Below are 25416 nucleotides of genomic sequence, written 5' to 3' on the forward strand. Positions count from 1 at the left end.
GCCGTTACCTCACCAACTAGCTAATGCGCCGCGGGCCCATCTGTAAGTGTCAGCGTAAACCGACTTTCAGCTTTTCCTCATGAGAGGAAAAGGATTATCCGGTATTAGCACCGGTTTCCCGGTGTTATCCCAGTCTTACAGGCAGGTTGCCCACGTGTTACTCACCCGTCCGCCGCTAACCAAGAGGTGCAAGCACCTCAAGATTCGCTCGACTTGCATGTATTAGGCACGCCGCCAGCGTTCGTCCTGAGCCAGGATCAAACTCTCCAAGAAAGTTGATTAGCTCAAAAATGTTACGTTGGCTTAGCTTTTATAAAAAGCTAAAAAAATTGTTTGTTGACGTTCTTGTTTGTTTAGTTTTCAAAGATCAATTTTTCATTATCGCTCAGAAGCGACTTTATTAATATATCATCTATTAATAAGAATGTCAACGTCTAATTGTTTTTATCTTGCTTTACAATTACTAATCTTGCCGACTCAAATGAGTATACCAGCATTAATACTATCAATCAAGAGAAAAATACCAAAAAGCGATAATTAATTTGAAAAGGAGTACCAAACTAGGTACTCCTTTCAAATATAATTTATTCTTCAGTAGTTTCAGAGCTATCCTCTTCAGAATTCAACTCATCATCTGCAGCATGATCTTCACCTGTTTCAGCTGCTGCTTCTAAGCCTTCTGTGCCTTCCGTATCCTCTGAATCTGTTTCTTCTGAAACCTCTTCTTTTTCTACTTGTGCAACAGTTGCAACAAAATCATGCTCGTCGCCTTTAATACTAATTAATTTAACACCTTGTGTGTTTCGCCCCATAGTCGAAATGCCAGCTACATCAATACGGATAAGGACACCGCCAGTAGTGATTAACATTAAGTCTTCTTCGCCCGTTACAGCTCTTACGGAAACTAGAGGACCATTTTTCTCGGTAACGTGGCATGTTTTAATACCTTTACCGCCCCTGCCTTGAATACGGTACTCTTCTGCTGGTGTGCGCTTACCAAATCCGTTCTTGGTGACGATAAGGACACTGCTATTTTCCTCAAGTACTTCCATACCGACTACTTCATCATCACTATCTAAGGAAATCCCTTTTACGCCCGTTGCAGTTCTTCCCATAGACCTGACATCTGTTTCAGGAAAACGGATGAGCATTCCTTTTTTCGTACCAATAATCATATGCTTTGTTCCATCCGTTAAACGGACTGAAATCAGTTCATCACCTTCACGGAGACTCAACGCAATAAGACCATTATTACGAATATGTGCAAAAGAAGTTAATGGTGAACGCTTAGAAATACCCTCTTTTGTTGTAAAGAATAGGTACCAATCATCCACAAATTCCTCAATTGGAATAATGGCATTCACCCATTCTCCTTTTTCAATTCCAAGAAGATTAATGATTGGCAGTCCTTTAGCCGTACGGCTGTATTCAGGAATTTCATAACCCTTTGAGCGATAAACCTTCCCTTTATTCGTAAAGAAGAGAATTGTATCATGAGTAGACGTCGTGATTAAATGCTCAACAAAGTCATCTTCATTCGTACCCATTCCTTGTATACCGCGACCGCCTCTTCTTTGCGCGCGATACGTTGAAACAGGGAGGCGTTTAATATAGCCATTATGTGTAAGTGTAATGACAATATTTTCACGTGGAATGAGATCCTCATCTTCAATATTTTCAATTCCGCCCGTTTGAATTTCCGTGCGGCGAGTATCATTAAATCTCTCTTTAATTTCAATCAATTCTCCACGAATGATTTCAAGCACCTTTTCATCATCAGCTAAAATAGCTTTTAACTCAGCGATAAGCTGTACCAAGGCTTGATACTCTTCCTCAATTTTCTCTCTTTCTAAACCTGTCAAACGCTGCAAGCGCATATCCAGAATAGCCTGGGCTTGTTTTTCAGAAAGGTTAAATTGTGTCATTAAACCTTCGCGGGCAATATCCGTTGTCCGTGAACTTCTAATTAAACTAATGACGGCATCAAGATTATCTAAAGCAATCCTTAAACCATCCAAAATATGAGCACGTGCTTCTGCTTTACGTAACTCAAACTCTGTTCGTCTGCGAATAACCACTACTTGATGGTCTAAATAATGGACTAGACATTGTTTTAGATTTAATACCTTTGGATGCCCACTAACAAGAGCTAATGTATTGATTCCGAAGCTCGTTTGTAGTGATGTTTGTTTATATAAGTTGTTTAAGAGGACATTCGCATTCGCATCTTTACGAACCTCAATAACAATTCGCATCCCTTTGCGATCTGATTCATCTCTTAAATCGGTAATGCCTTCTATTTTTTTATCACGGTGTAATTCCGCAATTCTTTCAACTAATTTTGCTTTATTTACTTGGTATGGTAACTCATTAACAATAATAACTTCTTTACCATTTGATTTTTGTTCGATTACTACTTTCCCGCGAATGGTTATTGAACCTCTGCCAGTTTCGTATGCCTTACGAATACCACTTCGGCCCATGATGATTCCTCCGGTTGGAAAGTCGGGGCCAGGAATAATTTCCATTAACTCTTGAATTGTTATATCTGGATCCTTAGAAATAGCTAATACGCCATCAATCACCTCGCCAAGCTGGTGCGGTGGAATATTAGTAGCCATACCAACAGCAATTCCAGAAGAACCGTTAACTAAAAGGTTGGGAAATCTCGCTGGTAAAACGGATGGCTCTCTTTCCTCACCATCATAGTTATCTTGAAAATCAATCGTATCTTTGTTTAAATCTCTTAATAATTCCATTGAGATTTTAGACATCCTTGATTCTGTATAACGCATGGCTGCTGCTGAATCACCGTCTACCGAACCAAAGTTTCCATGTCCATCTACAAGCATATACCGATAGTTAAAATCCTGTGCCATCCGTACCATCGTTTCATAAACGGCGGAATCACCGTGAGGGTGATATTTACCGATTACATCACCGACGATACGGGCTGACTTTTTGTAAGGTTTATCAGCATGTATTCCTAGATCATGCATAGCGTATAGAATACGGCGGTGGACTGGTTTTAATCCATCTCGTACATCTGGAAGGGCACGTGAAACAATAACACTCATTGCATAGTCAAGAAAGGATGTTTTCATTTCATGACTGATATTAATATCTTTTATTTGAGAATTTGGTGTTTCTGCCATTTGAGTACCTCCTATTTTGGTGACAATCTGCCTTTGGATGTCATCCAGTGAAATCTATATAAACGAAAAAAGGAGGATAGTGGTAACCCCTCTATCCCTTTCTATATAGGCATTTCTTTATATATCTAAATTCTTCACGTATTGTGCGTTTGCTTCTATGAAGTTACGGCGCGGTTCTACTTTGTCACCCATTAACATTTCAAATGTCTCATCCGCTTCAATTGCATCTTCAAGACTAACCTGAAGCATGGTTCTAGTAGATGGGTCCATGGTTGTTTCCCATAATTGCTCAGGATTCATTTCACCTAACCCTTTATAACGTTGGATATTAGGCTTAGGCTGACTTGGCAGCTCTGCGAATATTTGATTCAGCTCTTTTTCATCATACGCATACCTAATTTTTTTACCTTGCTGTACTTTATATAATGGCGGCTGGGCAATATATACATAGCCAGCTTCTAATATTTTTCGAATATAACGGTAAAAGAAAGTTAACAATAGTGTTCGAATATGAGCACCATCAACATCCGCATCCGTCATAATGACTATTTTATGATATCTAGCTTTTGCAATATCAAAATCTTCTCCAATACCTGTTCCAATTGCCGTTATCATGGAACGAACCTCGTTATTAGATAGAATCCTGTCTAAACGTGCCTTCTCAACATTAAGGATTTTTCCTCTTAATGGGAGAATTGCTTGGAAATGACGGTCACGGCCCTGTTTAGCTGAACCGCCTGCTGAATCACCCTCTACAATGTACAATTCGCTAATAGAAGGGTCCTTTGATGAACAGTCTGCTAATTTCCCAGGTAAACTGGAAACTTCTAAAGCACTCTTACGTCGCGTCAGTTCCCTTGCCTTCTTAGCAGCCAGTCGTGCCCTTGCAGCCATAAGTCCTTTTTCAACAATTTTTTTAGCGACTTGAGGATTTTCTAATAAGAACTTATCAAAATGATTCGAGAATAATGAATCTGTTATGGTTCTTACTTCGGAGTTTCCAAGTTTTGTTTTCGTTTGTCCTTCGAATTGCGGATCTGGATGTTTGATTGAGACAATCGCTGTTAATCCTTCACGCACATCTTCACCAGATAAATTCGTGTCATTCTCTTTAATTAAACCATTTTTTCTTGCATAATCATTAATAACACGGGTTAATCCTGTTTTAAATCCAGATTCATGTGTTCCGCCTTCATAGGTATGGATGTTATTCGCAAAGGAGTAAATGCTATCTGTATATCCCTCATTGTATTGAAGAGCGACTTCAACACTAATACCATCGCGTTCTCCCTCAATAAAAATAGGTTCATCATGAATGACTTCCTTTGTGCGGTTTAAATGCTCTACATAGGATTTAATTCCGCCTTCATAGTAATATTCATTCTGTTTATTTTCCACACGATTATCTTTAATTGTGATTTTAATACCGCGATTTAAGAATGCCAATTCACGCAAACGAGTTGCCAGAATATCAAACTCATATTCCAATGTTTCCGTAAAAATTTCCCCGTCTGGTTTAAAGTGAGTAATCGTACCTGTTTTATCGGTAGTTCCAATTTTTTCTAATTCCTTGACTACAGCTCCACGTTCGAAATTAATGGCGTAAATATTACCGTCACGATGAACAAAGACCTCTAAATTGGTGGAAAGGGCATTAACAACTGAAGCACCTACACCATGCAGACCGCCTGAAACCTTATATCCGCCGCCGCCGAACTTACCTCCAGCATGGAGAACAGTCATAATAACTTCAACGGCTGGTCTTCCCATTTTTTCTTGAATTCCGACGGGAATCCCACGTCCGTTATCTTTAACGGTTATACTGTTATCTTCTTCAATGATGACATTGATTTCATCACAATAACCAGCCAAAGCCTCATCGATACTGTTATCTACAATTTCCCAGACAAGATGATGGAGACCCTTTCCGCTCGTTGAACCAATGTACATACCTGGTCTTTTTCTAACAGCTTCTAGGCCTTCTAGAACTTGTATTTGATCCGCGCCATATTCTTGTTCCTCGACTAATTTTTGTTCCATTGTCATACCGTTCACCCCGCACTTTCATTCAAAAAATACTCTATTCACCTAAAATGAAAAATAATAATTTCAATATACCTGCATTTCCTTTTGATTTGAACGTTTTTTTAATGTTCCGGAAGAAATAGGGGATAAATAAACCTTGTCATATGTAATTACGACCGATTTAAAGGGGTTTTTTGAAAGATTAACGAGCTTTTCCTTATGCTGTTTTAAGAATTCCTCAAGTAAGTTTGATGAATTCACGCACCCTTTATCAAGAATGGCGATGATATCCTTCGCCCTGATATTTAAATCTTCCCCAACATGTATATACACACTTCCACCTCAATTAACTTTATTGATAAAACCAGACTCTACTTCAAAAGTTGAAGCCTCTTTTAATGTTTGATGATGGATGCCGTCAACGCTAGTTGTTGTAACGAATGTTTGGACTTTCCCCTGAATGGTATTAAGCAAGTGTGACTGACGATAGTCATCTAATTCAGATAAGACATCGTCAAGGAGTAAGATTGGATATTCGCGAATTTCTGAATGAATTAACTCAATTTCGGCAAGTTTAACAGAAAGCGCGGTTGTTCTTTGCTGGCCCTGTGACCCAAACGTTGAGACATCTCTCTCATTGACAAAAAACAACAAATCATCACGATGAGGTCCAAATAGGGTTGTTCCTCGTTCTATTTCCCTTGTTCTAACTTTGCTAAATTTTTCCTCAAAGCATGCTTTCATTTTCGACAAATCTTGCTCTTCTAATACATCCACTGATGGTTTATAGACAATTTCCAATGATTCCAGTCCTCGAGAAATGCCTTTATGAATAGGTTTGGCCCAATTTTCAAGCAAATGAAGAAATTCAAATCTTTTTAATACAATTCTCACAGCCATATCAATAAACTGCTCTGTAAGAATTTCAAGCATGGTTTGGTCTGTCTGTTTTTTAATTTGCAGCATCTTCAAAAAATGATTTCGCTGTTGAAGTATTTTTTGATACTGACTCATATCATGTAAATAAATGGGCGAAACCTGCCCAATTTCCATATCAATAAACCGCCTTCTTATTTGAGGGCTGCCTTTAACTAAATTTAAATCTTCCGGTGCAAACATGACTACATTCATGTTCCCAACATATTGACTTAATTTTCGCTGTTCCATATGATTGCATCTGGCCTTTTTGCCTTTTTTAGAAATAATTAATTGCAAAGGCAAAGAACTGTATTGTTTTTGAACCCTGCCCTCTATTTTAGCATACTCCTGATCCCAGCGAATAAGATCTTTATCATTTGATGTTCGGTGGGATTTAGCCATGGCTAAAACATAGATAGACTCCATCACATTTGTTTTACCCTGGGCATTTTCCCCAAGGATCACATTTACTTTATTTTCAAATTCAACTGATAAGCTCTCATAATTCCGATAATTTCTTAGCGATAACTGTTCAATATACATGAAAACGACACAACCTTTAGTTACTCGGTTATCAAAAATTCTCCGTGGCCAGGAATTCTCACTTTATCTCCTACTCGAAGCTTTCTGCCTCTTCTTTGATCTTGTTCACCATTAATAAAAATATCGTTTTCACTTAAAAACCATTTGGCCATACCACCAGATTGGATGACGTCAGCTAATTTAAGAAATTGTCCTAACGTAATAAACTCTGTATTTAGCTTTATTTCTTCGGGCAATGTTTATCACTCATTTCTAAAATGGTCTCAATACTTTATTTTACTAAAAAAAGATAAATAAAGAAAGTCACCAAAATCATGGTGACTATTTGTAAAATTTATCTTAGTAAGTTCTAACTGGCAAAATCAATTGTAATGTTGTCTCGTCATGTAACGGTTTAATAACAAATGGCCGCATAGCACCAGTAAAACTCACTCTTATATCTGTACCCTCAAGTGCCTTTAAGGCATCCATCATATATTTAGCGCTAAAGGATATCTTTAATTCTTCTCCATCAATCGATTGACTTTGTATTTCCTCGACAACTTTCCCTACTTCAGGTGTGTTAGAAGAAATTTCAATTACACCGCTATCAAACGTTGAAAGTTTGACAACATTGTTTCTGCCTTCACGCGCTAATAGGGAAGCACGATCGATAGCATGAAGGAATTCCTTTGTATTAACAATGATTTCTGTTTTACTTTCATTCGGAATCAGTCTAGAAGTATCAGGATAATTCCCTTCCAGCAGCCTTGAGAAGAATAACAGATGCTTCGCTTTAAACAAAATTTGATTTTCAGTTATAACGATATCAATTAATTCGTTCGAGTCATCAATGATCTTACTCAATTCATTCAAACTCTTACCCGGTATGACTACATTGTAACTTTCATTATTTTCTGTTTCAATTTTTGCCTTTCTTAAAGCCAGCCGGTGACTATCTGTTGCAATACAGTTTAATTCGCCATTTTTCTTCGGGCAATGTTTATCACTCATTTCTAAAATGGTCTCAATACTTTAAAAAAAGATAAATAAAGAAAGTCACCAAAATCATGGTGACTATTTGTAAAATTTATCTTAGTAAGTTCTAACTGGCAAAATCAATTGTAATGTTGTCTCGTCATGTAACGGTTTAATAACAAATGGCCGCATAGCACCAGTAAAACTCACTCTTATATCTGTACCCTCAAGTGCCTTTAAGGCATCCATCATATATTTAGCGCTAAAGGATATCTTTAATTCTTCTCCATCAATCGATTGACTTTGTATTTCCTCGACAACTTTCCCTACTTCAGGTGTGTTAGAAGAAATTTCAATTACACCGCTATCAAACGTTGAAAGTTTGACAACATTGTTTCTGCCTTCACGCGCTAATAGGGAAGCACGATCGATAGCATGAAGGAATTCCTTTGTATTAACAATGATTTCTGTTTTACTTTCATTCGGAATCAGTCTAGAAGTATCAGGATAATTCCCTTCCAGCAGCCTTGAGAAGAATAACAGATGCTTCGCTTTAAACAAAATTTGATTTTCAGTTATAACGATATCAATTAATTCGTTCGAGTCATCAATGATCTTACTCAATTCATTCAAACTCTTACCCGGTATGACTACATTGTAACTTTCATTATTTTCTGTTTCAATTTTTGCCTTTCTTAAAGCCAGCCGGTGACTATCTGTTGCAATACAGTTTAATTCGCCATTTTCAATCTTCCAGTTTACACCTGTCAAGATGGGTCGTGTTTCGGAAGTGGACACTGCAAAAAAGGTCTGACGAATCATCATTTTTAACAAATCAGTAGCTATATGAAATTTATTATTTTCTTCTATCTGTGGCAGGTGCGGGTATTCTTCTGCATCCAATCCGTTCAAGTTAAATTCTGATTTACCAGAACGAATAACAGTCTGTAATGACCCAAGCACCTCAATTTCAACACTATCTGTAGGTAACTTTTTAACAATCTCACTAAAGAATTTTGCTTGAAGGACAATGGAACCACTTTGTTTAATCTCAACGATTTCGTCCCCGGATTCCTCATTTGGAATAAATGATTCAATTGAAATATCTGAATCACTTCCAGTTAGGGTAACTCCTTCGCTAGTAGCTGTAATTTTAATTCCTGTCAGTATTGGAATGGTTGTTCTTGATGTAACAGCCTTCATTACATCTTGGACACTTTGAACAAGACGGTCCCTTTGGATGATAAATCTCATATCAAAATCCTCCCAGCAATTTTTTATTTCTAAGTACGAATAAATGGCATTTCTTAAACATATAATAATAAGTTTTTTAAAAGAAAAAATAGTAGAAGTACTAGTAGGGCCTGTTGATATGTGGATAACTCATTTTTTACAATGGAAACACAGTCTATCAACATGTGGACAGACTGTGTGTAAACTAGGGCAAGTTATTCACAATTACACTAAACTTTCAACAGCTCATTTAATTCCTTCATCTGTTTTTGCAGCTGAAGATCAGATTGCAGCAGCTTGGATATCTTTTCATGAGCATGGATGACCGTAGTGTGATCACGTCCTCCAAACTCTTCTCCTATCTTTGGCAGAGAATAATCGGTTAATTCACGTGATAAATACATAGCAATTTGTCTAGGAAAAGCTACAGACTTTGTCCGTTTTTTGGCTTTAAAATCTTCAAGCTTAACGCTGTAGTGTTCACCGACAGTTCTTTGGATTTCATGAATCGTGATTACCCTTGGCTTTGAACTTGGAATGATATCCTTTAATGCTTCGGATGCTAAATCTGCATTAATATCCTTATTGATTAAGGATGAATAAGCAACTACACGGATTAATGCTCCTTCTAGCTCTCTGATATTTGTATCGATTTGATTAGCAATATAGAGCATAACTTCGTTTGGAATGTCTAAACCTTCTGCCTTCGCTTTTTTCCTGAGGATGGCAATTCTTGTTTCTAAATCTGGCGGCGTAATATCCGTAATTAATCCCCATTCAAAGCGTGAACGAAGGCGGTCCTCAAGTGTCGGGATTTCCCTTGGCGGACGATCACTCGAGATAACTATTTGCTTGCTTTCCTCATGAAGAGTATTAAAAGTATGGAAAAATTCCTCTTGAGTTGATTCTTTTCCAGCTAAGAATTGAATATCATCAATTAAAAGCACATCCACATTTCGATATTTATTGCGGAATTCTACCGCTTTATTGTCACGAATGGAATTAATAAATTCATTCGTGAATTTTTCTGAAGATAAATAAACCACTTTAGCGTTCGGCTTATGCTCTAAAACATAATGGCCAATCGCATGCATTAGGTGAGTTTTTCCTAATCCAACGCCCCCATAAATGAATAAGGGATTATACGCTTTTGCAGGTGCTTCAGCTACAGCAAGGGATGCAGCGTGAGCAAACCTGTTGCCAGAACCAATGACAAACGTATCAAACAGGTATTTAGGATTTAATATATTTTGCGGAAAATCATGTTGATCTTCTTCCTTTTTTGCCTTTTTAGCTGGCAATAATAAATCTGGGTCTTCCTCTTTTTGATTTTGCGGAATAATGAACTTGACAGATAGCTCTTCACCAGTAATTTCATACAGAATACCAGCAATTAACTGGGAATAACGCTCCTCGAGCCAATCACGTGCAAATTCATTTGGAGCAGTGATCACAAGTAGATTGCCTTGAAGGGAATGGGCCTTTGTGGACTTCAGCCAGGTGTCATAACTAGGTTTGCTAATCTTCTTCTCAATATTGGCTAGAGCAGCATTCCAAAGATCCGCAATATTCTCCAACGGTTGTCCCTCCTTTTTTCTTTTATCTATCTATTATTGAAATGCAATTTGCAGTATGTTTCTCGTCTAGACTCCATATATAGTGATATTTTTTCACAAAGTGTAAGGAAGTATCCTCATTCGTAATGAACAAAAGTTCTGTGAAAAAACAACGTTATACAAGCTGTACAACCTACTAATTTATAAATATACGAAACAATGGTTGTGGAAAAATATATTATAGGAAATAAAGTGGAGTTTCGACAATATCCACCGCTTGTGGACAAGTTTCTGCAGTATGCTAGAATAACTTGTCCACACCTTATCCACAATTTGTGGATAACATATTTTTATGACGAAGTTATTCAGAGTGAAAACACAAATATAATATCAAATAAAAGGCAGACGTGCAATGCCTTTTCGTGGTTTATCCACAACTGTAACAATATGTGATTAAAACTTGTCCACAAGTAGTGTGTCCTGTGCAAAAACTGTCAATATCTTGTGAAACTGCGTAAAAAAAGTCGAAAAAAATATCCACAGGGTAATTTTAATAGACATTTGGAAAATAATGATTTCGTGACTGAAAAAGATCTCACTGCAAAAAAATTAGATACTGGGGGACAATATGATTGGGCAGGTTGACAATATTGAGGTCACTCTTTATAATAAGTTAGACTGTCTTTAACAGCTATTCCTCAGGGAGGTGTCTTATAATGAAAAGAACATATCAACCAAATAAACGTAAACATAGTAAAGTTCACGGTTTCCGCAGTCGTATGAGCTCAGCTAACGGACGTAAAGTTCTAGCGCGCCGTCGTCTAAAAGGAAGAAAAGTATTATCAGCTTAGGCCACTGAAACATCAGTGGTCTTTTTTCTAATAAATATCTTTCTCAAAGGAAAAGTTTTTGCGTAAATGGAAGGTGTTTTCTATGAAGAAAGAATTACGGGTAAAGAAGAATAAGGAATTCCAAGGGGCATTTCAAAAGGGACAATCATTCGCAAATCGACAATTTGTTGTCTATAGTCTGAAGAAAGAGGATCAAGACTATTTTCGAATTGGGCTGTCTGTCAGCAAAAAAATTGGAAATGCTGTGATTAGAAATCAAATTAAAAGATACATAAGACAAGCTGTTTTCGAATTGTCAGATTTACTATTACCAGGTAATGATTATGTCATTATTGCTAGAAAACCTGCAGCCGAAATGGACTTTTTTGAGGTAAAAAAGAGCTTAACCCATGTATTTAAGGTTGGAAAGGTTTTAAAGAAAAGGTAGTCTGGCAAAATAATATTGTATTCGCTTTAAATTTATGAGACAAATTATTCTAATAGATGGTAAAATACCTATGAAATATTCCAATTTGATATTCACAAAAAAGGGTATTCATACTTAAATAGTATATATATTGTTCAAGGAGGAAAATTCGGTTGAAAAAACGAATATTACTATTGATTGGTATCGTTTCTGTGTTTTTGTTCTTAACAGGATGTACAGAAATTAATAAGCCGATTGATGCTGAAAGTACAGGCTTTTGGAACGAGTACATTGTCTATCCGCTTTCCTGGATCATTGTGAAAGGTGCAGAAATCCTTGGTGGAAGCTTTGGTTTTTCATTGATTGTCGTTACACTCTTAATTCGGTTAGCGATCTTACCACTGATGATAAAGCAGACTAGAAGCTCAAAGGCCATGCAGGCTTTGCAGCCAGAGATGAAGGCTCTTAGGGAAAAATACAGCTCCAAGGATCAGAAGACACAACAGAAATTACAGCAAGAAACCATGGCACTTTTTCAAAAGCATGGAGTAAATCCGATGGCTGGATGTTTTCCATTAATCGTCCAAATGCCTATCCTAATTGGTTTCTACCATGCAATTTCAAGAACAAGAGAAATTGCTGATCACAGTTTCCTGTGGTTTGATCTAGGGGATAAGGATCCTTTTTATATCTTACCGATTATTGCAGGTATCACCACATTTATTCAGCAAAAATTAATGATGGCCGGACAAGAGCATAATCCGCAAATGGCGATGATGCTTTGGATGATGCCGATTATGATTGTTATTTTTGCTTTTAATTTCCCTGCAGCTCTTTCCTTGTATTGGGTAGTAGGAAATCTTTTCATGATCGTTCAAACCTATTTCATTAAAGGACCGGATCTGAAAAAGGTGCAGGAATCCGGTAAAGCGGGAGGAGCAAAAAAGTGAAACAAGTAACTGCTACCGGACAAACAGTCGTAGAAGCAGTGGAATCAGCTTTAGCTCAATTAAACACAACAAGAGACCGCGCAGATGTAGCTATTATCGATGAAGGTAAAAAAGGTATATTTGGAATTTTTGGTTCGCGTCCAGCTGTCGTTAAGGTTACGGTGATTATTGACCCAATTGAGGAAGCAAGGAAGTTTCTGCTTCAGGTTAGTGAACAAATGGGAGCTCCCATCAGTATTGAAATGAAACGCGATGGAAAACAAGTTTTGTTCGTTATGACGGGAGAAAAAATTGCTCTTTTGATTGGAAAAAGAGGACAAACTTTAAATTCACTCCAATATTTAGCACAGCTAATCATTAATCGCTTTTCAAATCAATACTTAACACTTATCTTGGATGCGGAGGATTACCGGAATCGAAGAAATGATACGTTGATACAATTAGCTCATCGTCTTGCACTAAAGGCTTTAAAGACTGGCAAGGATGTAGCATTGGAACCGATGCCTTCATACGAGCGTAAAGTCATTCACACAGCTTTATCCGATAACAAACGAGTAAAAACTTTTTCAGATGGATCAGATCCACACAGACATATCGTTATTTCACCAGCCAAATAATATAATTCGAAAGACATCCTTTGTCGAAGGATGTCTTTTTTTGCCGTTTGTCGAAAGTTAGATTCAAAAAGCAGCGGTTTATAACAATTATATGAAATCTCTTGTTTTATTGTTATTCACATGTGGATAAGTTAAAATAATACGTAGTCATTAAACAGGTTGTGGATAATTAGCTAAAGGATTTCTGGTTTTTCAGATGAGGATTCTGTGGTATTCTAATAATTTGGTGCAAAATAACGTTTATATATATAGATTAATTTTAAAAAGAGTGGTGAAAGTAATGGAATTTGATACGATAGCTGCTATATCGACACCAATGGGTGAGGGAGCAATTGCAATTGTACGATTGAGTGGCGATGATTCCATTAAAATTGCGGATCAAGTTTTTCGAAGCATCGGTGGTAAAAGGTTGATAGAAGTTCCGACACATACGATCCATTATGGACATTTAATCAATCCTAAGAATGAGCAAGTGATTGAAGAAGTAATGATATCAGTTATGAAGGGCCCAAAAACTTTTACAAAAGAGGATGTAGTGGAAATTAATTGTCACGGCGGGATTGTTTCCGTTAATCGAGTACTGCAGCATGTATTAGCCTATGGGGCTCGGCTGGCAGAACCAGGTGAATTCACGAAACGGGCATTTTTAAACGGACGGATAGATTTATCTCAGGCAGAAGCTGTAATGGATTTGATTAGAGCCAAAACAGATCGGGCTATGAATGTAGCATTGGGCCAAATGGAAGGGCGATTATCAAAATTAATTAGGGGATTGCGCCAGGAAATTTTAGAGGTACTCGCACATGTTGAAGTGAACATCGATTATCCGGAATATGATGATGTCGAAGAAATGACTCATAAAATGCTATTAGAAAAAGCCATGTATGTTCGTGATGAACTAAAAAAATTGCTGCAAACTTCTCAGCAAGGAAAAATATTGCGTGAAGGACTTTCTACGGTCATTGTTGGCCGCCCAAACGTTGGAAAATCTTCGTTATTAAATAGTCTTGTACAGGAAAACAAAGCGATTGTCACAGATATACCTGGAACAACCCGTGATGTTATTGAGGAATATGTCAATGTACGCGGAGTGCCGCTTAGACTGTTAGACACGGCAGGAATAAGGGAAACAGAAGATATTGTTGAAAGAATCGGAGTTGAAAAATCCCGACAAGTTTTAAAAGAAGCCGATTTAATCTTGTTAGTGTTAAATCATGCTGATAAATTTACAAAAGAGGATGAAAATCTTTTTGAGGCTGTTAAAGGCATGGATGTGATTGTCATTGTCAATAAGACAGACCTCACGCAGCGAATTGATATGGATCGTGTAAGGGAATTGGCAAGAGAGCATAAAATTGTCACTACCTCATTATTAGAGGACCGTGGCGTGGATGAGCTTGAGGAAGCAATATCCTCCTTGTTCTTTGCAGGGACAATTGACGCTGGTGATATGACCTATCTATCGAACAGCCGCCATATTGCTTTGATTGGCCAAAGTTTGCATACAATAGAAGAAGCGATTGCTGGAGTAGAAATGGGAACTCCAATTGATATCGTTCAAATAGATATTACAAGGACCTGGGAATTGCTTGGTGAAGTAATCGGAGATAGTGTACACGAAAGCCTCATTGACCAGCTATTTTCACAGTTCTGTTTAGGTAAATAAGAAAAGCGGAGGCGGCTTCGGAACAAGCACAGCTTGTTCCTGCGAAGGCTATTCTAAGGAGTTTTCCTTAGTGTTCAGCCCCGACAAGCGCTGGACCGAAGTGACCTCGAGGGGCTAGACGCCGGAGCTAGACAATAGTTTTTGAAAGAGGAGGAAAGAGATGTCATACGAAGCAGGTAATTTTGACGTTGTGGTCATTGGTGCCGGACATGCTGGCTGTGAGGCGGGCCTCGCGGCGGCACGATTGGGTGCGAAAACATTAATGATTACCATTAACCTTGATATGGTTGCCTTTATGCCTTGTAATCCATCGATTGGCGGACCTGCAAAAGGAATTGTTGTCCGGGAAATAGATGCACTAGGCGGGGAAATGGGGAAAAATATAGATAAAACACATATTCAAATGAGAATGTTGAATACTGGAAAGGGTCCTGCAGTCCGTGCATTGCGGGCACAGGCAGATAAAGTTGACTATCAATCTGAAATGAAAAAAACGATTGAAGACACACCAAACCTGACACTCCTTCAAGGTATGGTTGAAAGACTGATTGTTGAGGACGGGATTTGTGTAGGGGTCATTACAAAAACAGGTGCCATTTACCGCGCAAAAACAGTTATTATTACGACGGGTACGTATCTTCGTGGTGAAATTATCCTTGGAGAATTGAAGTATTCAAGCGGCCCTAATAACCAACAGCCATCTATCAAGTTATCTGAGCATTTAGAAGAACTTGGGTTTGCGTTGGTTCGTTTTAAGACAGGAACTCCGCCACGGGTTAATAGTCATACGATTGATTACAGCAAAACAGAGATTCAGCCGGGCGACGAGGTTCCAAGAGCATTCTCGTATGAAACGACTAAATATATTACTGACCAGCTGCCATGTTGGTTAACTTATACAAATGAACAAACGCATACGTTAATTGATCAAAACCTGCATCGTTCACCGATGTATTCTGGAATGATCAAAGGAACAGGTCCGCGTTACTGTCCATCGATTGAAGATAAAGTGGTTCGTTTTAATGATAAACCGCGCCATCAAATTTTCCTTGAGCCAGAAGGAAGAAATACACATGAGGTTTATGTTCAAGGCTTATCGACTAGTCTGCCTGAGGATGTCCAGCAGCAGCTCCTTAGATCTATTCCAGGATTAGAAAATGTTCAAATGATGAGATCTGGATATGCGATTGAATATGATGCGATTGATCCAACTCAGCTTTGGCCGACACTTGAAACAAAGGTTGTAAAAAATCTCTTTACAGCTGGTCAAATTAACGGTACCTCCGGATATGAAGAAGCAGCGGGACAAGGTATTATGGCTGGTATTAATGCTGGATTGAATGCACTTGGAAAAGAACCGTTAATTCTTAGTCGTTCAGATGCCTATATTGGTGTGTTAATTGATGATTTAATCACAAAAGGAACAAGTGAACCGTATCGTTTGTTAACATCAAGAGCGGAGTATCGCTTGTTACTACGCCATGATAATGCTGACTTACGGTTAACGGAAATTGGTCACTCAATTGGTCTGATACCAGAGGAGCGTTATCAAAGATTTTTAGCTAAAAGGGACGCGGTTGAGGCGGAAAAAGAAAGACTTTCATCGGTCCGCATAAAACCTTCAACAGAAGTTCAAGAGTTAATCCGAAGCATGGGCGGCAGTGAGCTTAAAGATGGAATCCTTGCTGCAGATTTATTAAAACGACCTGAAATGTCCTATGAACACATTGAAAAGCTGACACCTAGTGAGGTGGAATTAGATCAGGACATTAAAGAGCAGGTAGAAATCCAAGTTAAATATGAAGGATACATTGAAAAATCGCTTCAGCAGGTTGAACGTTTAAAGAAGATGGAAAACAAGAAAATCCCTGAAAATATCGATTATGATTCCATATCAGGACTTGCAAATGAAGCAAAGCAAAATTTAAAACAAATCAAACCATTATCACTTGCCCAAGCTTCAAGAATCTCTGGAGTAAATCCAGCCGATATCTCAATCCTCCTTATCTATTTAGAACAAGGAAGAATAGCAAAAACAAGTAATTCATAATTTTTTTAAAAAGAGGAAGTTTTGCTGATGAACATCGAACAATTCAAAGCCATGCTTCTTGAGAAGGGGATTACCCTTAGCGATGAGCAGCTAGATCAATTTGAGAAATACTTTCATACCTTGGTTGAATGGAATGAGAAAATGAACCTAACGGCCATCACCGAACAAGGTGATGTCTATTTAAAACATTTCTATGATTCCATATCTGCTGCGTTTTATTTTGATTTCACGCAGCCCCTTCATCTCTGTGATGTCGGTGCAGGTGCAGGATTTCCAAGTATTCCATTAAAAATCGCCTTTCCTCATTTAGAAGTGACAATCGTTGATTCATTAAATAAGCGAATTTCCTTTTTAAATCATTTAGCAAATGTATTAAAATTGGAAAAGGTCCACTTCATTCATGATCGCGCTGAAACCTTTGGGGTTAATCCGTCCCATAGGGAGTCCTATGACCTTGTGACAGCCAGAGCCGTTGCTAGAATGTCAGTTCTTAGTGAACTTTGCCTTCCTCTTGTGAAAGTGGGAGGACATTTCGTCGCGATGAAGGCAGCTCATGCGAATGATGAATTAAGTGTTGGACAGAAGGCAATCAGTACACTTGGGGGAAAATTAGAACAGATGTTTACCTTCACTTTACCGATGGAAGAAAGTGAAAGAAATATCCTTGTGATTAAAAAAGAAAAGCAAACGCCGAAAAAATATCCGCGAAAACCAGGGACACCTGGTAAAATGCCAATTGAATAATCGAGTTAAGAGTGGATTATTTTGTTGAAATAATCAATCGGTTTTGGCAGGAAGAAAACAGTTTGATAGCGAAATAAGTAATAGGGAGTTTCGTAAAGGTGGTGTTGGGGATGAAGAATTCGTTTTCACGCTTTTTTGGCCTCGGCGAAAAAGGAGATCAAAAGGTTGAGTTAGAGAAAGAGCTTGAAACGGAGTTAGAAGAAGAGCTGGATGCTGTAAAAAATGAGGAAATAAAAAGGATTCCGATTGATAGTATTGTTCCAAATCGTTTTCAGCCTCGAACCGTATTTGATGATGAAAAAATAGAGGAATTATCACGAACAATTCATACTCACGGAATCATTCAGCCAATTGTAGTACGGCAGTTTGAAGGAAATTATGAAATTATTGCCGGTGAGCGCCGCTACCGGGCTATGAAGAAGCTCGGCTGGGAGGAAGCACCAGCAATTATAAAAAATTATTCAGACAGAGAAACCGCCTCTGTTGCTTTAATTGAAAACCTGCAGCGGGAAGAACTATCGCCTATTGAAGAGGCAATTGCTTATGGAAAGCTTCTTGAACTGCACAACTTAACGCAAGAAGCGCTTGCTCAGCGCCTCGGAAAAGGTCAGTCAACCGTTGCAAATAAGCTCAGACTTTTAAAGCTGCCACAGCTTATTCAAGAATCCTTGTTAAATAAAGAAATAACAGAACGGCATGCTCGAGCACTTATTCCACTTAAAGATCCTGAGAAGCAGGTTTTGTTCTTACAAGAAATAATTGAAAAGAATCTTAATGTAAAGCAAACAGAGGACAGAGTTGCCAGGATATTAGAAGAAAAGAACCAAAAACCAAAGCCAAAAAGGAAAGCATTCTCAAAAGATATGAGAATTGCTGTAAATACCATAAGGCAATCGTTAACTATGGTTTCTGATAATGGGATTAATCTCGACTCGGAAGAAGAAGAATTTGAAGATTATTATCAATTTACAATAAAAATTCCAAAGAAAAAATAAAATAATCACAAAATGGAACCAGACTTTTAAGCAGTTTGGTTTTTATTTTTGTATACAAGGAATCATTTTTGTAAAATAATGTAAAAGCAACTTCCATCTTCACTAATATTTTTTCAAAAAAAATAACAATAAATCAGTTTCATGATAAAATAAATAGCATGGAAATTTTAATTTACTAGTTTTACTAGTTTATATGACTAAATTTAGTATTTTATTTGAAACAAGGTAGGTGACATCGTGGGCAAAACCATTGCAATCGCGAATCAAAAGGGCGGAGTTGGAAAGACAACAACCTCTGTCAATCTAGGCGCCTGCTTAGCATACATTGGGAAAAAGGTTTTATTAGTAGACATTGATCCACAAGGGAATGCAACAAGCGGAATTGGTATTGAAAAAGCAGAAGTAGAACAGTGTATATATGATGTTTTGGTAGATGATGTGGAAGCAAAGGATGTTATAAAACCAACATCCGTAGAGAATTTATATGCTATACCAGCTACTATTCAGCTAGCAGGAGCAGAGATTGAGCTGGTTCCTACTATCTCAAGAGAAGTCCGATTAAAGCGGGCTCTTGAAGAAGTCAAGGATCAATTTGATTATATTATTATTGATTGCCCGCCTTCATTAGGATTATTGACGCTTAACTCCTTAACTGCTTCTGACTCTGTGTTAATCCCTGTTCAATGTGAATATTATGCTTTAGAAGGTTTGAGTCAGTTACTAAATACAGTGCGATTAGTACAAAAACACTTAAACCAAGACTTGAAAATAGAAGGCGTATTATTAACGATGCTCGATGCCCGAACCAATCTAGGCATCCAAGTAATCGAAGAAGTTAAAAAGTATTTTCAAGACAAAGTATATAAAACTATTATTCCAAGAAATGTACGTCTAAGTGAGGCTCCGAGTCATGGTGAACCAATTATTAATTATGATTCAAAATCTCGTGGGGCAGAAGTTTATTTAGATCTAGCAAAGGAAGTGGTCTCAAATGGCTAAAGGTTTAGGAAAAAAAGGCATAAATGCGTTTTTTACAAATATCGAAGCCGGTAAGGAAGAGACTGTCCAGGAAATTAGTTTAAAGGAATTGCGTCCAAATCCTTACCAGCCAAGAAAAACCTTCCAACAAGAGGCCATTGATGAGCTAAAGGCTTCTATATTAGAGCATGGAATACTCCAGCCTCTTGTGGTAAGAAAAAGCATAAAAGGGTATGAAATTGTTGTCGGAGAAAGACGCTTTCGAGCTGCTAAGGAAGCAAAACTAGACACTGTTCCAGCTGTTGTTAGAGAGTTAACAGAGCAGCAAATGATGGAATTAGCAGTATTGGAAAATCTTCAGCGGGAAGATCTAAACGCGATTGAAGAAGGACAAGCATACCAAACGTTAATGGAAAAGTTAAATTTTACCCAAGAAGAGGTAGCAAAGCGTCTAGGAAAAAGCCGCCCGCATGTAGCCAATCATATCCGTCTTCTCTCTCTACCTGCTAAGATTCAAGAGTTAATTTCAACCGAGAAAATTTCAATGGGACATGGCCGAGCACTCCTAGGGCTGAGACAAAAGGCAAAGCTGCCAGCTGTAGTTGATAAAATTATTCAGGAATCGTTGAATGTCCGCCAACTGGAAAAACTTATCCAACAATTAAATGAAAATGTTCCACGTGAAACAAAAAAGCCAGAAAAGAAAAAGGATGTGTTTATCCAGGAGCGTGAACACTCCCTTCGCGAACGCTTTGGTACGACGGTAAACATTAAGAAATCCAAAAATAAAGGGAAAATTGAAATTGAATTTTTCTCCGAAGAAGATTTAGAACGGATTCTAGAAATGCTAAGCAAGGAAGAAGCTTATTAAACCATCAGAGGATGGTTTATTTTTTTGAAAATAAATAACTTTTCAAGTCTGCTTAAACATGATAGTTTAATACTATTATAAATTTCGAGATTCGAAGAATAGGTGAATAGATAATGTTTTTATTAGGAACACTTGTAAATGGAGTACTAATTATAATTGGAGTGTTAATTGGAAGACTTTTAAACAGAATTCCGGAAAGCATGAAAACAACAGTCATGTACGCGATAGGACTATCAGTGATTGTCCTAGGCTTACAAATGGGATTGAAAAGTGAGAATTTCCTAATTGTGATTATTAGTTTGGTTATGGGAGCTGTTTTTGGGGAGCTTCTGCAATTGGAGGAAAAACTGAATCAACTTGGGCTTTGGCTGGAAAAGAAAATAGGTTCTAACGGAAAAGCTGCTGGAAAAGGCAGTATTGCTGAGGGATTCGTTACAGCAACCTTGATCTTTGTTATTGGCGCTATGGCAATAATAGGAGCACTGGATAGCGGAATACGCGGTGATCATGATGTTTTGTATACAAAAGGGCTCATCGATGGATTTACGTCTATTATTTTAACGACTACCTTAGGGATTGGTGTTATTTTTTCTGCCATTCCTGTTATGCTTTATCAAGGAATTATTGCCTTGTTTGCCACCCAAATTAATACATTTGTTCCACAATTGTTGATGGACCAGTTCATTGTTGAAATGACAGCGACAGGCGGTGTTATGATTTTCGCTATCGGTCTAAATCTAACAGGACTAGTGAAAATAAAGGTAGCAAACCTCCTCCCTGCTATTGTCGTGACAGGGCTTATCGTTACGATTCTCTATCTATATAATCTTTACTTGTAATAGTTTACAATTTTTGTAAAAACAAAAGAGCAATTGGAGTTATTCCAAATTGCTCTTTTAATTGGTTTTTTTCTGCTCTTGCTGTGCAAGTTCTTGCAGTCTTCCTTTTGTATGAAGAATACTTGCCTGATAAATTCCATTTGCGATTGTTTTTGCCATTTTCATAACCAGGTTAAGCCGTGTATTTTGTAAGACAAAAAACTCCATAAAGCCGCTTACGTTGACGATCCCTGTTATGTGGATATTTCCAACGGCAGGAAGTTCTTTATTTACACCAGCACCAGGTTTAACCGGGCCATCACCTACCTGGATAACTCCAACATTTTTCATTCGTCCTAAACAGGCATCAATCCCAATAATATAGGGATCATGATGTTTTATCGTTATTTCTTGCAAACGTTCATTTAGATTTACAGCATGAATGGGCTCATCTAGAGTACCATACACATGAAAGGAAGAAATGTCCTTTTCCTCTAGTAGTGATCCTACAAGTGGTCCTAGTGAATCTCCGGTTGAGCGGTCAGTTCCAATACAAACAAAAACGATTGGCCGCTCCGCATTCCTTGGCAGGAACCTTAAGAGCTCCATCGAAAGATTGTCAACAGCTTGAATATCATCATGAGGTATTCGCTGCGTGTTAGCCCTCCTATCCAAGAAACTAGGTATCAGATTCATAAGTCCACTCCTCGGTCTTTTCTTTTTAACAGTATACGGAATATTAAGAAAATCTATACGTAGTCAAGCAAAGAATTCCAGTTGAAAAAATGAATAATTCACAATACTATAAAGTACAAAGGAAACTTGGTAAAATAAGTGTGATTCATCAGGTAAAGGGAAAGGGTGTTTAAATGAGTTCTACTCAAAGGATTATTCAAAGATTTATTGATAAATTCCAAAATGAAGATACGTGGCTCGCTATAGGGGAAGGTTTACTTAAGATTATTGCGATTATGATCGTTGCTAAAATTCTTATTAAGTTAGGCAGTCTGGCCATTGATAATGTTTTCAAAATAAGAACGCGGTCTCCACTTAAGACTTCCGAACGCAGGGAAGAAACATTATCAAAGCTTCTCGATAATGTACTTACATACGTTGTCTATTTTATTTCTTTTATGATGATTCTTTCTGTCTTAACCATTGATGTAAAAGCGCTGATTGCTGGGGCTGGGGTTGTCGGACTCGCCGTGGGTTTTGGAGCGCAGAGTCTTGTCAAAGATGTAATCAGCGGTTTCTTTATTATTTTTGAGGATCAGTTTTCAGTTGGTGATCACGTTCGAATAGACCAATTTGAAGGAACCGTTCAAACGATTGGTTTACGAACAACCAAGTTAAAAAGCTGGACAGGAGAAGTCCACATCCTGCCGAATGGAAGCATTATTCAGGTAACAAATTTCTCATTAAATAATAGCCTTGCCATTATTGATATCTCTGTGGCATATGAAGAAGATATCGAAAAAACGCAAAAGGTCATCAGGGATTTGCTTGAAAAAATGCCGGATCAATACGAAGAATTAACGAAGGCACCTGAGCTTTTAGGTGTCCAAACCTTAGGACCATCAGAGGTTGTTTTAAGAATTGTTGCTGAAACACTGCCAATGAAGCATGCGGGTGTTACAAGGAATATTAAAAGAGATGTTAAAGAATGTTTAGATGCGCATGGAATTGAAATTCCATATCCACGTATGGTCATGTACTCAAAGAATTCTGGAAATATCACTGAACCTGGTGTTTAGAAGGAGAGGATTTCAATGGAGGAAAAAGAATTTGGGTTAAATGATGTTGTTGAAATGAAGAAACAGCACCCATGTGGAACCAATCGCTGGAAAATTATTCGCATGGGGATGGATATTCGCATTAAATGTGAAGGCTGTGATCATAGTGTAATGATCCCGAGGCGTGAGTTTTCCCGGAAAATGAAGAAAATATTGGTGAAGCATGAACAGTAGTTCATGCTTCTTTTTTTGGCTTAAATATATTATCCTATTAAAAAAGTAGATAGATTATTTTGGGGGTGAGGGAATTTGGCTGAAGTTCTGAAATCAGCATGTCCTTTAAATTGCTGGGACAGCTGTGGTCTTCTTGTAACGATTGAAAATAATAAAGTAATAAAGGTCGAAGGTGACCCCTCGCACCCGATTACCAAGGGGAAAATTTGCGGCAGAGGAAGAATGCTCGAAACAAGGACCAATTCTCCTGAACGGATTCTATATCCCTTAAAAAAGGTGAATGGAGAGTTTAAGCAAATTTCATGGAACCAAGCACTTGATGAAATTTCACTTAAGTTGAAGGAAGTTAAAGAACAATATGGTTCCACTGCTGTCCTCCATAGTCATGATTATGCAAACAACGGAATACTAAAAAGTCTAGATCAACGATTTTTTAATGGTTATGGCGGCGTTACAGAAATTTTTGGATCACTTTGCTGGGGTGCGGGAATTGAGGCGCAAAAGTGGGATTTTGGTGATGCTTATGGTCATGAACCAGACGATATCCTAAATAGTAAAAACATTATTATTTGGGGAAGAAACGTCGCGCGGACCAACATGCACTTTTATGAAAAGCTACTAGAAGCAAAGAAAAATGGTCTGAAAATTTATGTAATAGATCCTCTATATAATGCAACTGCAAAAATAGCAGACGAATATATATCAGTAAAACCTGGAATGGATGGTCTACTTGCTGCCGGTATCATAAAGGAAATTCTCCGATTAGGAATAGAAGATCGTGGGTTTATTGACCAATATACGTATGGCTTTGAGGATTTAGAAAACCTTATTGATACTATTTCTTTAGAAAAAATCAGTGAAATGACAGAAGTACCAATTGAAACGATCCACTCTTTAGCAAAGGTCTTTACAGATAAACCAACAGCGACTTTTATGGGACTTGGCCTGCAGCGTTACAAAAACGGCGGGAATACGATCCGTTTGATTGATGCTCTTGTAGCGGTAAGCGGCAATATTGGAATTCTAGGCGGAGGCGCAAATTATGCAAATCTCCAAGTAGGTCAAAGCTTTGATATTGCTAATTTAACAATGAGTGATCGCAAGACCAGCCATAGACAGTTTTCGATTATGAAGCAAGCGGAGGAAGTACTCGCTGCCATTGATCCAGAAATTAAGATGATTATCGTCACCTGTGGCAATCCTCTTACACAGGTACCGGATTCATCCATCGTAGAAAAAGCCTTTGCGTCTGTTTCGACATTAGTGGTTATTGAGCAATTTATGACGGATACAGCGCAGCATGCTGATTATGTGCTGCCAACTACAACATCATTTGAAGAAGAAGATATTTATTATTCTTCTATGTATCATCATTATGTGAACTATGGTCCGAAACTCATTTCAGCCCCTGGAGAAGCAAAGTCGGATTTATGGATTTGGACACAGCTTGCACAGAGACTTGGATTTGGTGATGATTTTAAGTTTTCAAGAGAGCAGTTGTTGGAATTGTCTCTTCAGTCGTTAGCTGAAAAGGGAAAAACGTTAGATGAACTTAAAGAGAAAAGTGCTCTTGAATTGCCGGTAAAGCGAGTTCCATGGGAGGATTTCCAGTTCAAAACGGCCTCTGGGAAATATGAATTTACATCTATGAATAAGGGCGAAGAAGGTAAGTTGAAATTAGCCGTTCCTGAAGAATCAAAATGGAACAATCCCGACCTAGCTGAGAAGTTTCCATATAACTTATTAACCATCCATCCATTAAGATCAAATCACTCTCAAAATTATCATCTTTTTCCAAAGGAACCTCAACTGAAGGTAGAAGTGGCAGGGAATATTGCGGCTGACAAGGATCTTAAAGATGGGGACTTTGTAAGAGTATGGAATGATCGTGGTGAGGTGAAAGGATATCTCGCTATTTTGCCTAAAGCCCACCCAAACACGATAAATATCGATGAAGGGATTTGGAAGAGGTTTGGCGGTTCTGTAAATACCTTAACCTCAAGCGGTGAATCCGATAATGGACTAGGCAGTACCTTATATGATTGTCTTGTAAATATTGAAAAAATTAACTAACTGGTGACTCGTGCGCCAGTTTTTGTTGTTCTTGTCTTTTTAA

The 25416-nt window shown here is 37.9% G+C and carries 22 protein-coding genes, 1 rRNA gene and 1 pseudogene; 14 read left to right on the forward strand and 10 right to left on the reverse strand.

Features of this window, described 5'->3' with window-relative positions; translation table 11 throughout:
• The 9 genes and pseudogenes from MLOOGBEN_RS08805 to dnaA all read right to left on the reverse strand — a co-directional run.
• A 16S ribosomal RNA gene (locus tag MLOOGBEN_RS08805) occupies positions 1-273 on the reverse strand; the annotation flags it as partial.
• 311 nt (positions 274-584) lie between these two features.
• Positions 585-3155 carry a DNA gyrase subunit A gene (gene gyrA / locus MLOOGBEN_RS08810; protein WP_179157900.1) on the reverse strand — a complete coding sequence of 857 codons (2571 nt, stop codon included), beginning with the start codon at positions 3153-3155 and terminating at the stop codon, positions 585-587.
• A 117-nt stretch (positions 3156-3272) separates the two neighbouring features.
• Entirely contained in the window at positions 3273-5195 is a 1923-nt protein-coding gene (gyrB, locus tag MLOOGBEN_RS08815) for a DNA topoisomerase (ATP-hydrolyzing) subunit B (RefSeq protein WP_179158176.1), read from the reverse strand.
• A gap of 69 nt (positions 5196-5264) precedes the next feature.
• Positions 5265-5513 (reverse strand): extracellular matrix regulator RemB, encoded by a 249-nt coding sequence (gene remB, locus MLOOGBEN_RS08820; protein ID WP_179157901.1) that lies wholly within the window; start codon positions 5511-5513, stop codon positions 5265-5267.
• 9 nt (positions 5514-5522) lie between these two features.
• Entirely contained in the window at positions 5523-6641 is a 1119-nt protein-coding gene (gene recF, locus MLOOGBEN_RS08825) for a DNA replication/repair protein RecF (protein ID WP_179157902.1), read from the reverse strand.
• A 20-nt stretch (positions 6642-6661) separates the two neighbouring features.
• The gene (yaaA, locus tag MLOOGBEN_RS08830; protein WP_179157903.1) at positions 6662-6877 is read right to left on the reverse strand and encodes a S4 domain-containing protein YaaA; all 216 of its coding nucleotides are present in this window, start codon (positions 6875-6877) and stop codon (positions 6662-6664) included.
• Between the two features lie 103 nt (positions 6878-6980).
• A pseudogene (gene dnaN / locus MLOOGBEN_RS08835) lies at positions 6981-7610 on the reverse strand (DNA polymerase III subunit beta); the annotation flags it as partial.
• 105 nt (positions 7611-7715) lie between these two features.
• Positions 7716-8852: a DNA polymerase III subunit beta gene (dnaN, locus tag MLOOGBEN_RS08840; RefSeq protein WP_179157904.1), complete on the reverse strand. Its 1137-nt coding sequence runs from the start codon at positions 8850-8852 to the stop codon at positions 7716-7718.
• 209 nt (positions 8853-9061) lie between these two features.
• Positions 9062-10408 (reverse strand): chromosomal replication initiator protein DnaA, encoded by a 1347-nt coding sequence (dnaA, locus tag MLOOGBEN_RS08845; RefSeq protein ID WP_179157905.1) that lies wholly within the window; start codon positions 10406-10408, stop codon positions 9062-9064.
• Positions 10409-11103: 695 nt separating this feature from the next.
• Here dnaA and rpmH point away from each other — a divergent pair.
• From rpmH to MLOOGBEN_RS08900, 11 genes are all read left to right on the forward strand, one after another.
• A complete protein-coding gene (gene rpmH / locus MLOOGBEN_RS08850) occupies positions 11104-11238 on the forward strand; it encodes a 50S ribosomal protein L34 (RefSeq protein ID WP_007084526.1) in 135 nt (44 codons plus the stop codon).
• 82 nt (positions 11239-11320) lie between these two features.
• Positions 11321-11665 carry a ribonuclease P protein component gene (gene rnpA / locus MLOOGBEN_RS08855; RefSeq protein ID WP_179157906.1) on the forward strand — a complete coding sequence of 115 codons (345 nt, stop codon included), beginning with the start codon at positions 11321-11323 and terminating at the stop codon, positions 11663-11665.
• Between the two features lie 152 nt (positions 11666-11817).
• Positions 11818-12594, forward strand: coding sequence for a YidC family membrane integrase SpoIIIJ (gene spoIIIJ / locus MLOOGBEN_RS08860; protein ID WP_179157907.1), 777 nt, complete (start codon positions 11818-11820; stop codon positions 12592-12594).
• Complete coding sequence (gene jag, locus MLOOGBEN_RS08865) at positions 12591-13211, forward strand: RNA-binding cell elongation regulator Jag/EloR (RefSeq protein ID WP_179157908.1); 621 nt, start codon at positions 12591-12593, stop codon at positions 13209-13211. The genes spoIIIJ and jag overlap by 4 nt, the downstream gene beginning before the upstream one ends.
• A gap of 280 nt (positions 13212-13491) precedes the next feature.
• Positions 13492-14877 (forward strand): tRNA uridine-5-carboxymethylaminomethyl(34) synthesis GTPase MnmE, encoded by a 1386-nt coding sequence (gene mnmE / locus MLOOGBEN_RS08870; protein ID WP_179157909.1) that lies wholly within the window; start codon positions 13492-13494, stop codon positions 14875-14877.
• A 160-nt stretch (positions 14878-15037) separates the two neighbouring features.
• Positions 15038-16927, forward strand: a complete 1890-nt coding sequence (mnmG, locus tag MLOOGBEN_RS08875) for a tRNA uridine-5-carboxymethylaminomethyl(34) synthesis enzyme MnmG (RefSeq protein ID WP_179157910.1) — start codon at positions 15038-15040, stop codon at positions 16925-16927.
• A 27-nt stretch (positions 16928-16954) separates the two neighbouring features.
• Entirely contained in the window at positions 16955-17671 is a 717-nt protein-coding gene (gene rsmG / locus MLOOGBEN_RS08880; protein ID WP_179157911.1) for a 16S rRNA (guanine(527)-N(7))-methyltransferase RsmG, read from the forward strand.
• A 110-nt stretch (positions 17672-17781) separates the two neighbouring features.
• Positions 17782-18666, forward strand: coding sequence for a nucleoid occlusion protein (noc, locus tag MLOOGBEN_RS08885; protein WP_179157912.1), 885 nt, complete (start codon positions 17782-17784; stop codon positions 18664-18666).
• A 237-nt stretch (positions 18667-18903) separates the two neighbouring features.
• On the forward strand, positions 18904-19665 hold the full coding sequence (locus MLOOGBEN_RS08890) for a ParA family protein (protein WP_179157913.1): 762 nt from the start codon (positions 18904-18906) through the stop codon (positions 19663-19665).
• Positions 19658-20515, forward strand: coding sequence for a ParB/RepB/Spo0J family partition protein (locus tag MLOOGBEN_RS08895; protein ID WP_179157914.1), 858 nt, complete (start codon positions 19658-19660; stop codon positions 20513-20515). The genes MLOOGBEN_RS08890 and MLOOGBEN_RS08895 overlap by 8 nt, the downstream gene beginning before the upstream one ends.
• Positions 20516-20628: 113 nt before the next feature.
• Positions 20629-21354 carry a DUF554 domain-containing protein gene (locus MLOOGBEN_RS08900; RefSeq protein WP_179157915.1) on the forward strand — a complete coding sequence of 242 codons (726 nt, stop codon included), beginning with the start codon at positions 20629-20631 and terminating at the stop codon, positions 21352-21354.
• 57 nt (positions 21355-21411) lie between these two features.
• On the opposite strand, the gene yyaC is transcribed toward MLOOGBEN_RS08900, so the two are convergent.
• Entirely contained in the window at positions 21412-22029 is a 618-nt protein-coding gene (gene yyaC / locus MLOOGBEN_RS08905; protein ID WP_179157916.1) for a spore protease YyaC, read from the reverse strand.
• A gap of 173 nt (positions 22030-22202) precedes the next feature.
• Between yyaC and MLOOGBEN_RS08910 the strand changes: the two genes are divergently transcribed.
• The 3 genes from MLOOGBEN_RS08910 (at position 22203) to MLOOGBEN_RS08920 (ending at position 25373) form a co-directional block, all read left to right on the forward strand.
• Complete coding sequence (locus tag MLOOGBEN_RS08910) at positions 22203-23087, forward strand: mechanosensitive ion channel family protein (RefSeq protein ID WP_179157917.1); 885 nt, start codon at positions 22203-22205, stop codon at positions 23085-23087.
• A gap of 15 nt (positions 23088-23102) precedes the next feature.
• Positions 23103-23300 (forward strand): DUF951 domain-containing protein, encoded by a 198-nt coding sequence (locus MLOOGBEN_RS08915; protein WP_095247385.1) that lies wholly within the window; start codon positions 23103-23105, stop codon positions 23298-23300.
• 75 nt (positions 23301-23375) lie between these two features.
• The gene (locus MLOOGBEN_RS08920; RefSeq protein WP_179157918.1) at positions 23376-25373 is read left to right on the forward strand and encodes a molybdopterin-dependent oxidoreductase; all 1998 of its coding nucleotides are present in this window, start codon (positions 23376-23378) and stop codon (positions 25371-25373) included.
• The last annotated feature ends 43 nt before the right edge of the window (positions 25374-25416 follow it).

The sequence above is a fragment of the Bacillus sp. EB106-08-02-XG196 genome, from assembly GCF_013396335.1.
Taxonomy (GTDB): domain Bacteria; phylum Bacillota; class Bacilli; order Bacillales; family Cytobacillaceae; genus Neobacillus.